Consider the following 13,461-nt stretch of genomic DNA (forward strand, 5'->3'; position numbering starts at 1 on the left):
ATGCTAACACACTAAAAATTAATTCCAAGATGTCCAGTAAAAAAATACTAGTTCCTGTATAATTTTAGTTATTAAAGTAGGGAAAGGGGATTTGGAATGTTAAAAATTAAAGATATTCGAAAGAATTTCGGCGATTTAAAGGCCTTAGACGATGTTTCGTTTGATGTTGATGACGGTCATATTTTGGGCTTGATTGGACAAAATGGTGCCGGTAAATCGACCACATTTCACAGTATTTTGAACTTTTTGCATTATCAGGGGACTATCACTTGGAATGATCAACCAATTACTGAAGATGTTTTCAATCAAATTGGTTATTTGCCTGAAGAGCGTAGTTTGATGCCTAAATTAACTGTCGAACAACAGATTATTTATTTAGCTCGTTTGAAGGGGAAAACAGCTAAAGAAATTCGTCCACAAATAGATGTTTGGTTACAAAAGTTTGCAGTCAAGGGAACTAAAAAAGATAAGATCAAAGACTTATCCAAAGGTAATCAACAGAAGGTACAACTTATCTGTACTTTGATCCACCATCCTAAGTTGATTATTTTGGATGAACCATTCAGCGGACTCGATCCAGTTAACTCTGACCTCTTAAAAAAAGCTATCTTTGAAGCCAAAGACCAGGGAGCAGCAATAATCTTCTCCAGCCACGATATGGAAAACGTTGAAGAACTTTGTGACAGTCTAGTGATGCTTCGAAATGGTCAAGTAGTCTTGAAGGGAACCGTTCGCCAAGTTCGACAGGAATTCGGTCGTACGAGAATTTTTGTCACAACTGATTGGACTAAAGAACAACTCGAACAATTGCCACACGTTGTCAAAGTTGAACCGCAAGAAGAAAAGCGTTTTGTTTTAAGATTAGACGATGAAACAGCTGGTAAGGAAATCTTCAATGAATTAACTCACGGTCAATATATCGAAGAATTCAGTCAACAACCACCAACTTTGAACGAAATATTCCGTTTGAAAGCAGGTGCTAAAGATGAATAAATTATGGATTGTCACTCTAGAAACTTTTTGGAGACAAGTTAAGTCTTGGAGTTTTTTGACTTTGATCTTGGGACCATTTATTATGTTCGCCATTACTATCGGAGCTGGATATTTAGGTTACCAAAGTGGTGGCACGAGTTCAGAAATTGCTGTTATCAGTAATCAACCACAACTTCGCCAAAATTTCATCAAAGAAAACAAAGATGACGTCATGAAAAAAGTCACTGATGTCAAAACTGCCAAGAAAAAAATGAACAGTGACAGTTTAGCTGGATATTTGCTTTTAGATGTTGATAATCAAAAAATCAGTGCCAAATATGTCGGGACGAGTTCACTAAGTTCATCTTTGAAAACTAAAGTGAATAGTTATTTGGCCAAAACTCAGCAACAATTAAATTTATCTAATGCGCAACTTTCACCAGCACAAATTAAGGCCTTGGCTCAACAACCAAGTTTTAAAGAAACCGTCCAAAAGAAGACTGGAACGGCCAATATGGCAAAAACTATCTCGTTTTGGATCACAATCGTTATGGTTTATATGATCTTGAATACTTATACAAGCATCACAGCTCAAGAAATTGCTTCCGAAAAAGGTACGAAGATTATGGAGATTATTTTCTCCAGTACGACCGCTGTGAAGTATTTCTTAGGTAAAGTTTTCGGTGTCTTGTTAGTCATTCTGCTACAAATTTTAATTTATCTATTCGGAGGTTGGGGTGCTTATATCTTTGCCCAAAATTCGGATTTGACTAAAGATATCGTTGCTCAAAATCAATCACTGATTACTTCTGTTTTGAAAAACCTCTTGAGTATCAATTTAGTGTACTTACTCTTAGGAGTAGTTATCTTTACAATTTTAGCTGCCTTCTCAGGTGCTTTAGTTGCTAAAGTTGAGGATGCGGCTAAGGCTGCTCAACCAGTAATCATGTTGAATTTGTTAGCATTTTTCGTAACTTTCCCATTCCAAAACAATCTCGACTCAATTGTCGTAAAAATCCTATCCTACGTACCATTTTTCTCTTCATACTTCATGCCACTGCGAATCATCAACAACGATGCTGCCGGTATAGAAATTATTATTTCACTAGTAGTTCTAGTAGCAAGTTGTATCTTGTTAGCTTGGTATATTGGTAAAATTTATCAAGGTTTGATGTTACAAACTGATGATTCTAGTTTCTGGAAGAGATTCACACGTGGACTTTCTTATAGTAAATAACCAAAAAGGCAACCTACTAATTTAAAATAGTAGATTGCCTTTATTTATTATCTAAAAGAATAATGCGTAAGTTTTAACCGCAACGATAGCACCTAAGATTGGAGCTACGACTGGTACCCAACTGTACTTCCATTGGGAAGAACCCTTAGGATTTAAAGGTAATAGAGCATGCAAGATACGAGGACCTAAGTCACGAGCTGGATTCAAAGCAGGACCTGTTGGGCCACCGAATGAAACAACCAAACACATAACCAAGAATCCAAGACCGATAAAGTCGGCACGTGGATCAATGTGGTCTGAAGTCAATGCTACAGCACCGAAGACCAAAATGAATGTTCCAATAAATTCGTTGATAAAACCGTTCAAACGACTATTTTCAGCGTCGATTGTTGAGAAAGTTCCAAGAATACTTTCAACGTTTTCTGTTTTGTTATAGTAAGGTTTGTAGGCTGCAACGATTAACATTTGACCAAAGATTGCACCTAAGAATTGAGCGATAAGGTAAGGACCAACTTCTGCCCATGGGAATTGACCATTGATAGCCAAGCCCAAAGTCATGGCTGGATTGATTTGACCACCTGAGATGGGACCGAACATCATAGCTGGTACCATAACACCGATACCGTAACCGAATCCGATTAAAATCCACCCACCGTGGAATCCTTTCGTTCCTTTTAATTCAACGTTGGCAACTGAACCATTACCGAGGGCAACCATGATAGCTGTTCCGATAAATTCAGCGATACAACGTACTAACAACGTATAATGCATAATTAATACTACCCCTAAATTTAATTGATTTGGCTTATCAAGATTTTTGAAATTTAGTAAAACACGAATATTAAAATCCACTCAAAAATGGGTTAAATCATATAAATTCGTAATAATTTGTCTTTTATGAGTGAATCTAGTTCAATTTTCACATAAAAAAATTGCTCCAACAACACGGGGCAATAATTACTAACATAAACTTCAAAATAAATCAAATGGTAAGCAACATTTAACATTGTATCATACATTCCGAATATTTTTGGTTATTTTCAGAAAAATCAAATAGTTTTTGCTCTATAATAGAAATAATTCTAAAAGCGAGGTAGGAATATGAAAGTTCTCAGTTTAGTTAATTTAACAAAGAAACAAACGGAAAAAATTCAATCAATTTCTGGTGTAGACTTAAAAGTTATTTCTCCTAAAAAAGTTACTGCGCAAGATCTTGATGGAGTAGAAGTACTTTATGATTGGTCCAATACTTTGAAAGACGCTGTTTTAAAGAGTGATACCTTGAATTGGATTCAAGTTGTCCGTGCTGGCGTCGACGCTTTACCTTTGCGCGAATTGAATGAGAAGGGTGTTATTTTAACTAACGGTTCTGGTGCTAATGCCATTAACATTGCTGAACAAACTTTGGCTTACATGTTGATGTTCGTTCGTCGCATGAATTACACTGCACGACGCCAAGACGCTAGAGAATGGAAGCACGAAGAAGGTTATGATGAAGTTTACAATAAGACTGTCATGATCGTTGGCGTGGGTCACATTGGTAAAATGGTCGCTCAATACGCTAAGGCTTTAGGAATGAAGACAATTGGTGTTAGAAGAAGCGATAAACCAGTTGCCAATATTGACGAAATGATTTCAATGGAAGATATGAAAAAGCGTATCAATGAAGTTCACTTCGTAGTCAATGCTTTGCCTGGAACAAATGATACCGTAGGACTATTCAATCAAGAAATTTTCCAACTTATGTCCAAGAAAGCTTACTATATTAATGTTGGTCGTGGTAAGACTACTAATATGGATGATTTAGTTGCTGCTCTTCAAAATGGAGAAATTGCCGGAGCCGGTCTTGATGTTACGACACCTGAACCTCTTCCAAGCACTAGTCCACTTTGGGATATGGAAAATGTCATTATTACGCCTCATGATGCCGGTGATAGTGTTCATTATGGCGAACGTGCCTTCAAGATTTTCAAACGCAATTTGAAATCATACGTGGAAAATGGTGAAGTGGTTGAAAACGTCGTTAACTATTCAACTGGATATTAGTTGTACCCGCTTACAATAGAAAAGCGGTTTGAGAAACTCGGTGGATGTATTAAAATGTTACTAGATATACGAAAGGAAAAATGATGTTATCTAGTGACTATTTTATAGGATTCATGTTGGTTTTCTTGTTTTGGCTTTTACTATTACTTTTGGAAATAATTTTAAACATGAGAAACACGATAATAGAATTATCCTTCTTTTCTGATGAAAAATTGAATACTTTAGATAAAAAACTCAATCAACGTTTTGGTATTAAGTTTCAGGGACCATTTGAAATATTGGAATTTTTGATAGTCGGATATATCGTCTATTCGATTTTGACTGACTTGAGGTTTCAAGGATTTCAATTAGATGCTGTTTCATTTAATCAGATTGTGTTGTTTTCCGTAATCGTTTTGGCGGTGATAGTTGGCGATGTGATTTTGATTGCCAAAGATTTACATATTTATAAGTTCATCAAGCGTTCGATGGCTTTATCTAAAAAAAATAATTAAAAAAACTGGCTGATATTCATGATTAATCTCATGGAATTATCGGTCAGTTTTTTGTGGTTTTATTGTCTAATTTGTCCATCACCTTGGACTAAATATTTAGTAGTTGTTAATTCGTTAGCGCCCATAGGACCTCTAGCGTGAAGCTTTTGAGTACTGATACCAATTTCAGCTCCGAAACCGAATTGTTGGCCATCAGTAAATCTAGTTGAAGCGTTGGTATAAACGACTGCAGCATCGATTTGTTTCATAAATTTGCGACTAGCAGTGTAGTTTTCCGTGATGATTGATTCACTGTGCTTAGTGTTGTACTTGTTGATATGCTTGATAGCATCGTCAATAGAATCAACTACTTTAATAGCAATGATGTAGTCATCGTATTCAGTACCCCAATCTTCTTCAGTAGCAGGGATGATGTCTGGTTCAATGGCTTTAGCTAGGACATCGCCACGGACTTCAACGTTATTGGCACGTAAGGCATCATAAAGGTCTGGCAAAAATTCATTAGCGATATCTTTGTGCAAAATAACTTTTTCAGCCGCATTGCAGACAGAAGGGCGTTGAACTTTGGCATTGATGATAATTTTGAGAGCTTTATCTAAGTCAGCGTCTTTATCGACGTAAATGTGACAGTTACCAGCACCAGTTTCAATGATAGGAACTTTAGCCTTGTTGACAACCATCTTGATAAATTTACCACTACCGCGAGGAATCAAAACGTCAATGTAGTCAGTCAATTCCATCATTTTTTGAGCTGTCTCATGGCTAATGTCATCTATTAATTGCACGGCATTAGGATTAATATCAGAATCCTTCAAAGCTTGACGCAAAACTTCGGACAAGATGATATTAGAATTGATAGCCTCTTTACCACCACGCAAGATTACCGCGTTACCAGCTTTAAAACATAATCCGGCAGCATCGACGGTTACGTTAGGACGAGCTTCATAAATCATTCCGATAACACCTAGAGGAACTCGTTCTTGAGTAATGTCCAAACCGGTTGCAGTTTGCCAACCACGGTCGATTTTACCGATTGGATCTTCGAGGTCCATTACTTGGCGCAAACCGTCAGACATATCATTGATTCGATCAGGAGTTAATAAAAGACGATCGATCATAGCTTTTTTGATACCATTTTTCTTGGCATTTTCAACGTCTTCTTTATTAGCTTCGATAATTTTTTCTGTATTAACTACTAGAGCGTTGGCCATATTCAAAAGGGCAGTATTCTTTTTCTTAGTACCTAATTGTCCTAATTCAAAAGCAGCACTCTGAGCATTTTGACCCATTTGTTCAAGGTTCGTCATAAAATCACTCCTAAAACGCTTTTTTGATTTATCTTTAAGTATATCATTGTACAAAAAAATAGTGGACGGCTGCATCCACTATTTACGTCTAAGTATTAATTTAATTTGTTGATTATGTTGCCGTCAACGTAGTAATAAAAATACTCCAAAAATACGTGGCTGTCAACATAAATTATTTTTGGTTGAGATTTTTGATAATGTGCTCAATCATTTCAATAAATAAACGTTGTTCTTCATCACTCATATCAGCAGTGGCATTTTGTTCAGCCTCTTGCCAAACTTCTTCGACTTGTTTAGCTAAAGAAGTTCCCTTAGGGGTCAAACTAACTAGGGTGATACGTTTATCTTTCGTAGATTTTTCAGTTCGAACCAAGCCGCTTTTTAGCATTCGACTGATGGACTTGGCAATAGTTGAATGATCCACACAAAGAGCAACTACTAGTTGATTTTGAGCAATACGGTCTTCTTTTAATAATTCCAATAAAATTAAATCCTGTCCCGGATAGAGACCGAGTGGACGCATTTTTTTAGTGACTAAATTTTTGTAGCAATTGATCAAGCTGATAATGGCTTTTTCAATTGGAAAGTTTGTTTCCATATATTTCTCCTTTTAGTCACTGATTTTTGAGAACAAAGTACCAACAGGGTCGCCCGATAAAATATTAAAAATGATATTGGGATCTTTACCATTTGTGAGGACCATTTCTTGGTTGTGTTTCAAAATGAGTTCAGCGGCTTTGAGTTTCGTCGTCATGCCACCAGTTCCAAATTTTGTTCCGTGACCACCGGCTGCAGCGATAATTGCTGGACTGATTGTTTGGATGCTAGAAACTAATTTAGCATCAGGAACTTTGAGCGGATTAGCTGAGTAAAAGCCATCGATATCGGATAGCATGATTAGCAGATCAGCATCAACTAAATTAGCTACGATAGCTGAAAGTTGGTCGTTGTCGCCAAATTTAGTATGGTGATCAAGTTCTGAGACTGTTACTGTATCATTTTCATTGACGATAGGGATAGTATTTTCCATCGACAATAATTCTTGGAAACTATTCATCACGTTGGTGTGACTTTCGGGATAGTCGATAATATCGCGAGTGATCAGCATTTGGGCTACGGACATGCCGTATTCGTGGAAAGCTTCGTTGTAAATTTGCATCAATTCAGCTTGACCGACAGCGGCTACAGCTTGTTGCTTAGAAATTTTAACTGGACGCTTGTCGATGTCTAAAACTCCCATTCCCACACCAATAGCACCGGAAGAAACTAAGACGACATCTTTGCCATCTTTTTTCAAAGTACTCAAAACGTGAGCTAGTTCTTTAATGACTTTTAAATTGATTTTGCTGTTTTGACGAATCAAAGTGCTAGTACCAATTTTAACAACGATTCGATCAGCAATGATGTGACGCTTATTTTGCATTTATAATTCCCTCATAAAAAAAGATTTTGACCTAATAATTATTTTCCAATACTATTAAGATAGAACAAGAGCGAGAATAAGAAAAGGGTGTATTTCATGTACAAAATATTAATTATGCTTCATGATGGCGACGATTATATTCGAATGAACAAGGTTTACATAGAAAGTATGCCCGTTGCTGGCCAATATATCATCCATTCTGACGGTTTACCATACTACGTTGAAGAAGTTACGACCTTCGTTGGTTATGTCAGCAGTAAGGGTGCTATTGCCATTGTAGTAGTACATCCAGCTGATAAAGATGCCGAAGTAAATAAATTGTACGGTGTCGATATTGCAAGAGATTTGGATGATCCTGAATATAATAAAAAGGATTAAGGATAGAGAAATTTATAGTTTAATTGGTGTTTTGATGCCGTCGTCCGTTCGGCACTGGAAAATGCTGGAACGCTGCTGACTAGATAGTGATTTCTATCTTTATATAAATTACTTCAAAAATTAATAGAAGATATTATTAGAATTGCAGTATATTGCTGTATTTCTAGTGATATCTTCTTTTTTTATAAAAAATATGGATGTTATTCAAAAAGTATGTGTCTAATTCTATCCAAATAGAAGATGGACTCTAGTCGGTAGCGAAAATCCTGTGGCGGCTCAATAGCCAAATTTCTCTTGGCAATTTATTGCCTAGTGAAAGACCGAGTTTTGAGATTTTGCGTCTTTGGGGCCATGCAAAAGCTCAAAATCGCGTCGGCTATGTTCCAGCCAGCCACAGGATTTTCGCGGACGACGGCATATTTAGTAATACACTAATAATGTTTAAACATGTGAAAACGCTAACCCAAAATCGGTAAATTTAATTTAATGTATTTGAAGACAAATTACCCCCAAAAGCATATATCATGAACGTTGGTAGGATAGATAGAGATGGACAAAACAATTAACCCCCCTTTAGTTGTTTTGTCCCTTTTTTTCTCACAGCAAAAAAAATAAAGGCCTACCACTAGCCTTTACTTTTGCGAGAATTTTTTAAATCAGAGCCTACCACAAACCCTGATTTCTAAGCAGTTGAGAAGGAGTACTACTTTTCAAAAAGGATAACAATGAAAATATTGTTAGGTTAATACATCTCGCCTATATAACCAATTTAATTATAAGTCGAATATAAAAACTTTTCTACATCTAAGAAAAAATATTTTGAACAAAATAGCAATATTTTAAAAGTATAGTCCATTTCCATATAATATATTGTTGCATTTGTGAAATCGCGTGACACTGTTTAGTCATCATGTCATAATTTAATTATCAACAATTAGAGAAAAAATACTGACGGTATATAGAAAATTCAAATTGCTATAAGTATTTTATATAAAGTTGAAAACAAATCGTCTGTGCCTGGGTGCATAATGAATGACGATGAATGAGAATAAAAAAAATAATCGCATATTAAGATATTCCAATAGAAGGGTGGTAACATATTGAAACAAGTCAAAGTTTCCAACGTTGAACGCGATAACTTTATCCGTTCCGTTGAAGAATCAGTTGGATCCTTCAATTTGGGCTCTGAGAGGTCGCTAATCAAATTGGTGTTTAAGCATTTGAAGTTGCTAGAATATAACGATAACTTGGAAACCGAATTGATCAACTTCCGCCGAGAGTTAATCGAATATGACATCAATACAGGTCACCGCAACAATCGTGACGTTGAAGAGTTATTATTTAAAATAAAAAATAGAAATTTACCATATATCTAATATATAATGTAGGAATTTAATTTATTCCTGCATTTTTTTTATATTCATGATGATAATATTATAAATGAGGTGGTAGCGTGGTAAAAATAAATCAATTTTTAATACAAGATGTTCCTATTTTAGAAGTCGAACTAAAAGAAAACTTTCACAAGCCGTTGCCATTAGTTATTTTTTATCATGGTTGGCGGTCTAGTAAGGAGTTAGTTTTGACCCAAGCTCGTAAATTAGCAAAAAAAAATATCCGTGTCGTCTTACCTGATGCTCTTAATCATGGGCAAAGACATACGGATATTTCTTCAATTCCATCAATGACCTTTTGGAACAGTATTCAAGGTAATATTGCGGAATTTTCGTTGATTCGTGATTTTTATAACAATAAGAAGTTGATCAAAGATCAAAAAATTGGCGTTGGTGGATATTCAATGGGTGGTATGACAACTGGGGCTTTAATGACAGCTCATCCTGAAATCAGTGCCGCGTCTATCATTATGGGAACACCGAATTTATCAGCTTATGCCAAACTAGTTCGTGAGGATGCTAAAGCAAGAAACATCTATGTACCAAAGGACTTTGATTTATTGACAAGTTGGATCAGATACTATGATTTGAATCTTCAGCCGGAAAAGATCAATAATCGACCTTTGCTATTTTGGCATGGGACCGACGATAAAAGGATTCCTTATCAACAATCACGAAAGTTCTTTGAAAAGATCCATCCAGAAAGTTATGGCCAACAGACAGCTTTCATTACAGGCTACAAAGCCGGTCATCTAGTTGAACCACGTTTGATGGATAAAATTGCTAATTTTTTTGAGTATTACTTGGAATAGCTTTATATAAAATAAATAAGTTAATTAAACCAATAATGAATAAAATAATAAAAGCATGTTGTGTTCCAATGGCAGTCGAAACTTTGGTTGATAGAGAGTGGTTGCTTTGACTTAATGCAATAATGGCAGAAACAATCGATGTACCAGTAGCTCCAGCAAATTGTTGAAGAGTATTGAAAATGGCATTACCATCAGCTTGATTTTTGTCGGGAAGAAGATTTAGACCGTCGGTCATGATATTTCCGGAAGACATTCCCATACCGCACATATAAAGGATATAAACCCAAACAATTACAGTAGTGCTTAAATTACGACTCAACAGGGTAAATACTAATAGTGAAATATCGGCAAAAGTAACACCAAACAAAATTGGTAAACGAGCTCCAAATTTATCTAGAATTTTACCGCCTAATGGGGCAAAAATGGCACCGACTACTCCGGCAGGTAAAACAGCTATTCCGGCAATCGTAGCACTTTGACTATTTACCAATTGAATATAGTTAGGCAAAATAAAAGCAAAGCCTAATGATAAGACTTGGAATAAGAAAAAGCTCAAAACGTGACCAGAAAATTTGAGGTTTTTCAAAATAGAAATGTTGATTAGAGGATGATCGATTTTTCTAGAACGAGTGACGAAACCAATCAATCCCAAAATACCAATGATAAATGATAGGGCGATTAGAAGATTGAAATTGCTCATATTACTAAAACCGTAAATTAAACCAGCAAAAGTAAAAATTAAATAGATTAAACTTAGTAAGTCGAATGCAGTTTTTTGTATCTGACTTTTTTGTTTGATATTTTTGATACCTAAGAAAAAAGAAATTATTAAGATAGGTACTAAGATTACGAAAATATAGCGCCAACCGAGACCACTGATTACTAAACCGCCAAAAGTAGGACCAACAGCTGGAGCCACGGCAGTAATTAAGGTACCGATTCCCATCATTAAGCCGATTTTAGAAGTAGGGACATTTTCCAAAATGATATTGAACATTAAGGGCAAGGCAATTCCTGTACCCAAACCTTGAATCGTACGTCCAAGTAACAGAATAGAAAATGTTGGTGCTATTGCATCGATTACTAAACCAAGAATGAATAATAAATTGGCGCATAGAAATAATGATTTAGTTTTGAAATTTTTCTTCAGAAATGATGATAAAGGGACAATAATGGCAACGACTAATAAATAAATGGTCGTCATCCATTGAACAGTTGAAGTTGTGACGTCAAATTCTTTCATCAAAGTAGGAAAGGAGATATTCATTGAAGTTTCTACGATAACTCCACAAAATGACATTAAACCAGTGGCAATGACTGCCAAAATTACTTTAAAAGGTATTTTTTCTTCTCTCATAAATAATTAAACCTCCAAGGCATAATAGTGTAGTATTTTTTCGAATTGCTTTATTTCTGCTGCAGAGAAATTTGCCTCAAGAGTTTCTTGTTGCTTTTCCATATAGTTATTGATGTCTTTTTCGAGCGCATGGGCTTTGTCAGTTAGGAAAACTGATCTTTGACGAGCATCTTTTTTAGAAGGTTGACGATAAATCAAATCCTTTTTTTCCATCCGCTGTAATAAAACAGTTGTGGTCGAACGTTGAATAAAGAATTCAGTCTCGATGTCACGTTGAAAGATTTCTTTATCACCGTTGCGACTCAAATAATCAATAACTGACATTTGCATCCAAGTCATATCGTAGTTTTTGGCAAAATTATCAAAATTCTTAGTGATATGATTGGTAGCAATCTTCAGCAACATATTGGTATATTTTTTTGACATGTGCTTTCCTTTCTGTAATTCGTTAGATGACTAACGAATATATGCTACTGCAATTCTTCAAAATGTGCAATTTGATTTAACAAAAAATAACTGTTGGAATATCATTACACTAATAAAAAGGAGTGATTCGATGGATGTAAGAGATAGATTTATTGCTGAACACAAGGATAATTTTGAAAAAATATTGAAGAAATTGATTGCTTTGAAAAGTATCAGTGCAACTGGAGAAGGAATTGACGAAACAGTTCAGTTTTTGCGTAATTTGTTAACGAAACTATTAGGTGCAGAGGTCGAAATCGTTCCCACAGCTGGCAATCCAGTTATTTTGGCTAATATTTCTGGTAAAGAAAATAAGGATGTCTTGTTTTACGGTCACTATGACGTCATGACACCAGGAGATTCGATTTATTGGGATTCAGATCCTTTTGATTTAAGCAAACGAGATGGTCATTTTTATGCTCGTGGAGTTGGTGACAATAAAGGACAGTTGTTGGCTCAAATTTTAGGGATGTACACTTATTTACAAATCCATCACGAATTTCCTTTCAATATCACGCTGTTTATCGAAGGCGAGGAGGAACAAGGCAGCATCAACCTAGAACCAACAGTCAAAAAAATTGCTACGACTAAATTGAAACAAGTCGATCAAGTCTTTGTCATGGATGGAGCGTTCAATGCTGATGGCACTCACGTATTGAGATTGGGTAATCGTGGCGTGTTCGCTTTCGAGTTATCAACGACAACTGGCAGTCACGATAATCACTCGGGAAACTTGGGTAATATTATGGATAATCCATTCGTGCAGTTGTTGAAATATTTGGATAAGATTTACGATATTAAAACTGGAATCGTTAAATTACCGCATTTTTACGAAGGTGTGGAGAAACCAACTGAACAAGAGAAAAATTGGATTCAACAATTGCCATACGATAAAGAGTTGATCTTGCAACAATCTGGGATTAAGCACCTAAACTTCGACAAAGAAACTTACTATGAAAAATTAATGTTTGAGCCCACCTTCAATTTCTTCAGCGTCAAATCAGGCTACATGGAAAAAGGAGTCAAAACTATCATTCCGCATCAAGCTAGTTTAAAGGTCGATTGTCGACTAGTTGGAAAACAATCGATTGCTGCTATTAAGCAAGATTTGGAAGAAGTTTTTGTTAAAGAAATTAAAACTGGTGATATACAACTCAAATATTTAGGAAACATCCCACCAGAACATACAGAAGCTGATCCAAAAGAAATCGAAAAAATTCAACAAGCGATCGTCAAAGCAACCGGCAAAGCTTATATCGAACCAGTGATGCCCGGTGGCGTTCCTAATTACGTTTGGAAAGATAATTTACACGTCCCAGTTTTTACAATTCCATATGCCAATTACGATGAGCACAATCACGATTTCAATGAGAATTTAACTGAAAAAGCCTTTTATGATGGAATTAGGATTAGTTATGAATTATTAGGATTGGGATAGAATTAGACACATGCTTTTTGAATAACTACTCTATTCCTTTGTAGCATTATTTAAAAAAAGAAGATACTACTAAAACTACAGCAATATACTGCAATTCTAATAATATCTTCTATTAATTTTCTGAAGTTACTTATATAA

The 13,461-nt window shown here is 35.6% G+C and carries 14 protein-coding genes; 8 read left to right on the forward strand and 6 right to left on the reverse strand.

The genetic code is table 11. The features are described from left to right. The first annotated feature begins 96 nt into the window (after positions 1-96). Both FFM65_RS10505 and FFM65_RS10510 read left to right on the forward strand, forming a co-directional pair. Positions 97-993, forward strand: coding sequence for an ABC transporter ATP-binding protein (locus FFM65_RS10505; protein WP_119318699.1), 897 nt, complete (start codon positions 97-99; stop codon positions 991-993). After that, positions 986-2,209: an ABC transporter permease gene (locus FFM65_RS10510; RefSeq protein WP_119318700.1), complete on the forward strand. Its 1,224-nt coding sequence runs from the start codon at positions 986-988 to the stop codon at positions 2,207-2,209. Before FFM65_RS10505 ends, FFM65_RS10510 begins: the two co-directional genes overlap by 8 nt. 51 nt (positions 2,210-2,260) lie before the next feature. On the opposite strand, the gene FFM65_RS10515 is transcribed toward FFM65_RS10510, so the two are convergent. Further along, positions 2,261-2,980 (reverse strand): MIP/aquaporin family protein, encoded by a 720-nt coding sequence (locus FFM65_RS10515; protein WP_059074343.1) that lies wholly within the window; start codon positions 2,978-2,980, stop codon positions 2,261-2,263. Between the two features lie 330 nt (positions 2,981-3,310). On the opposite strand from FFM65_RS10515, the gene FFM65_RS10520 reads away from it, so the two are divergent. Next, positions 3,311-4,255, forward strand: coding sequence for a D-2-hydroxyacid dehydrogenase (locus tag FFM65_RS10520; RefSeq protein WP_119318701.1), 945 nt, complete (start codon positions 3,311-3,313; stop codon positions 4,253-4,255). A gap of 167 nt (positions 4,256-4,422) precedes the next feature. Next, a complete protein-coding gene (locus FFM65_RS10525) occupies positions 4,423-4,749 on the forward strand; it encodes a hypothetical protein (protein ID WP_137610118.1) in 327 nt (108 codons plus the stop codon). A gap of 59 nt (positions 4,750-4,808) precedes the next feature. Here FFM65_RS10525 and FFM65_RS10530 read toward each other — a convergent pair whose 3' ends face one another. The 3 genes from FFM65_RS10530 to proB form a co-directional block, all read right to left on the reverse strand. Further along, the gene (locus FFM65_RS10530; RefSeq protein ID WP_119318703.1) at positions 4,809-6,056 is read right to left on the reverse strand and encodes a glutamate-5-semialdehyde dehydrogenase; all 1,248 of its coding nucleotides are present in this window, start codon (positions 6,054-6,056) and stop codon (positions 4,809-4,811) included. Between the two features lie 172 nt (positions 6,057-6,228). Next, positions 6,229-6,654 (reverse strand): MarR family winged helix-turn-helix transcriptional regulator, encoded by a 426-nt coding sequence (locus FFM65_RS10535; RefSeq protein WP_119318704.1) that lies wholly within the window; start codon positions 6,652-6,654, stop codon positions 6,229-6,231. 12 nt (positions 6,655-6,666) lie between these two features. Then, positions 6,667-7,479, reverse strand: coding sequence for a glutamate 5-kinase (proB, locus tag FFM65_RS10540; protein ID WP_119318705.1), 813 nt, complete (start codon positions 7,477-7,479; stop codon positions 6,667-6,669). Between the two features lie 96 nt (positions 7,480-7,575). Between proB and FFM65_RS10545 the strand changes: the two genes are divergently transcribed. The 3 genes from FFM65_RS10545 (at position 7,576) to FFM65_RS10555 (ending at position 10,063) form a co-directional block, all read left to right on the forward strand. Beyond that, on the forward strand, positions 7,576-7,857 hold the full coding sequence (locus FFM65_RS10545; protein WP_010021031.1) for a hypothetical protein: 282 nt from the start codon (positions 7,576-7,578) through the stop codon (positions 7,855-7,857). Between the two features lie 1,100 nt (positions 7,858-8,957). Next, on the forward strand, positions 8,958-9,233 hold the full coding sequence (locus tag FFM65_RS10550) for a hypothetical protein (RefSeq protein WP_119318706.1): 276 nt from the start codon (positions 8,958-8,960) through the stop codon (positions 9,231-9,233). Positions 9,234-9,310: 77 nt separating this feature from the next. Then, entirely contained in the window at positions 9,311-10,063 is a 753-nt protein-coding gene (locus tag FFM65_RS10555) for an alpha/beta fold hydrolase (RefSeq protein WP_119318707.1), read from the forward strand. On the opposite strand, the gene FFM65_RS10560 is transcribed toward FFM65_RS10555, so the two are convergent. Continuing rightward, complete coding sequence (locus FFM65_RS10560) at positions 10,035-11,420, reverse strand: DHA2 family efflux MFS transporter permease subunit (protein ID WP_119318708.1); 1,386 nt, start codon at positions 11,418-11,420, stop codon at positions 10,035-10,037. The genes FFM65_RS10555 and FFM65_RS10560 overlap by 29 nt on opposite strands. 6 nt (positions 11,421-11,426) lie before the next feature. Beyond that, positions 11,427-11,846 carry a MarR family winged helix-turn-helix transcriptional regulator gene (locus FFM65_RS10565; RefSeq protein WP_119318709.1) on the reverse strand — a complete coding sequence of 140 codons (420 nt, stop codon included), beginning with the start codon at positions 11,844-11,846 and terminating at the stop codon, positions 11,427-11,429. Between the two features lie 130 nt (positions 11,847-11,976). Here FFM65_RS10565 and FFM65_RS10570 point away from each other — a divergent pair, with 130 nt between their 5' ends. Further along, positions 11,977-13,323, forward strand: coding sequence for a M20/M25/M40 family metallo-hydrolase (locus FFM65_RS10570; protein WP_119318710.1), 1,347 nt, complete (start codon positions 11,977-11,979; stop codon positions 13,321-13,323). The last annotated feature ends 138 nt before the right edge of the window (positions 13,324-13,461 follow it).

This window comes from Companilactobacillus formosensis (genome assembly GCF_005405305.1).
GTDB lineage: Bacteria > Bacillota > Bacilli > Lactobacillales > Lactobacillaceae > Companilactobacillus > Companilactobacillus formosensis.

What these genes read in the sequence shown, in the direction of transcription:
- FFM65_RS10530 (WP_119318703.1), bottom strand. Translation starts at nt 6,056, where the DNA reads ATGACGAACCTTGAACAAATGGGTCAAAATGCTCAGAGTGCTGCTTTT.
- FFM65_RS10570 (WP_119318710.1), top strand. Translation starts at nt 11,977, where the DNA reads ATGGATGTAAGAGATAGATTTATTGCTGAACACAAGGATAATTTTGAA.
- FFM65_RS10520 (WP_119318701.1), top strand. Translation starts at nt 3,311, where the DNA reads ATGAAAGTTCTCAGTTTAGTTAATTTAACAAAGAAACAAACGGAAAAA.
- FFM65_RS10535 (WP_119318704.1), bottom strand. Translation starts at nt 6,654, where the DNA reads ATGGAAACAAACTTTCCAATTGAAAAAGCCATTATCAGCTTGATCAAT.
- FFM65_RS10510 (WP_119318700.1), top strand. Translation starts at nt 986, where the DNA reads ATGAATAAATTATGGATTGTCACTCTAGAAACTTTTTGGAGACAAGTT.
- FFM65_RS10545 (WP_010021031.1), top strand. Translation starts at nt 7,576, where the DNA reads ATGTACAAAATATTAATTATGCTTCATGATGGCGACGATTATATTCGA.
- FFM65_RS10525 (WP_137610118.1), top strand. Translation starts at nt 4,423, where the DNA reads ATGAGAAACACGATAATAGAATTATCCTTCTTTTCTGATGAAAAATTG.
- FFM65_RS10565 (WP_119318709.1), bottom strand. Translation starts at nt 11,846, where the DNA reads ATGTCAAAAAAATATACCAATATGTTGCTGAAGATTGCTACCAATCAT.
- FFM65_RS10560 (WP_119318708.1), bottom strand. Translation starts at nt 11,420, where the DNA reads ATGAGAGAAGAAAAAATACCTTTTAAAGTAATTTTGGCAGTCATTGCC.
- proB (WP_119318705.1), bottom strand. Translation starts at nt 7,479, where the DNA reads ATGCAAAATAAGCGTCACATCATTGCTGATCGAATCGTTGTTAAAATT.
- FFM65_RS10515 (WP_059074343.1), bottom strand. Translation starts at nt 2,980, where the DNA reads ATGCATTATACGTTGTTAGTACGTTGTATCGCTGAATTTATCGGAACA.
- FFM65_RS10505 (WP_119318699.1), top strand. Translation starts at nt 97, where the DNA reads ATGTTAAAAATTAAAGATATTCGAAAGAATTTCGGCGATTTAAAGGCC.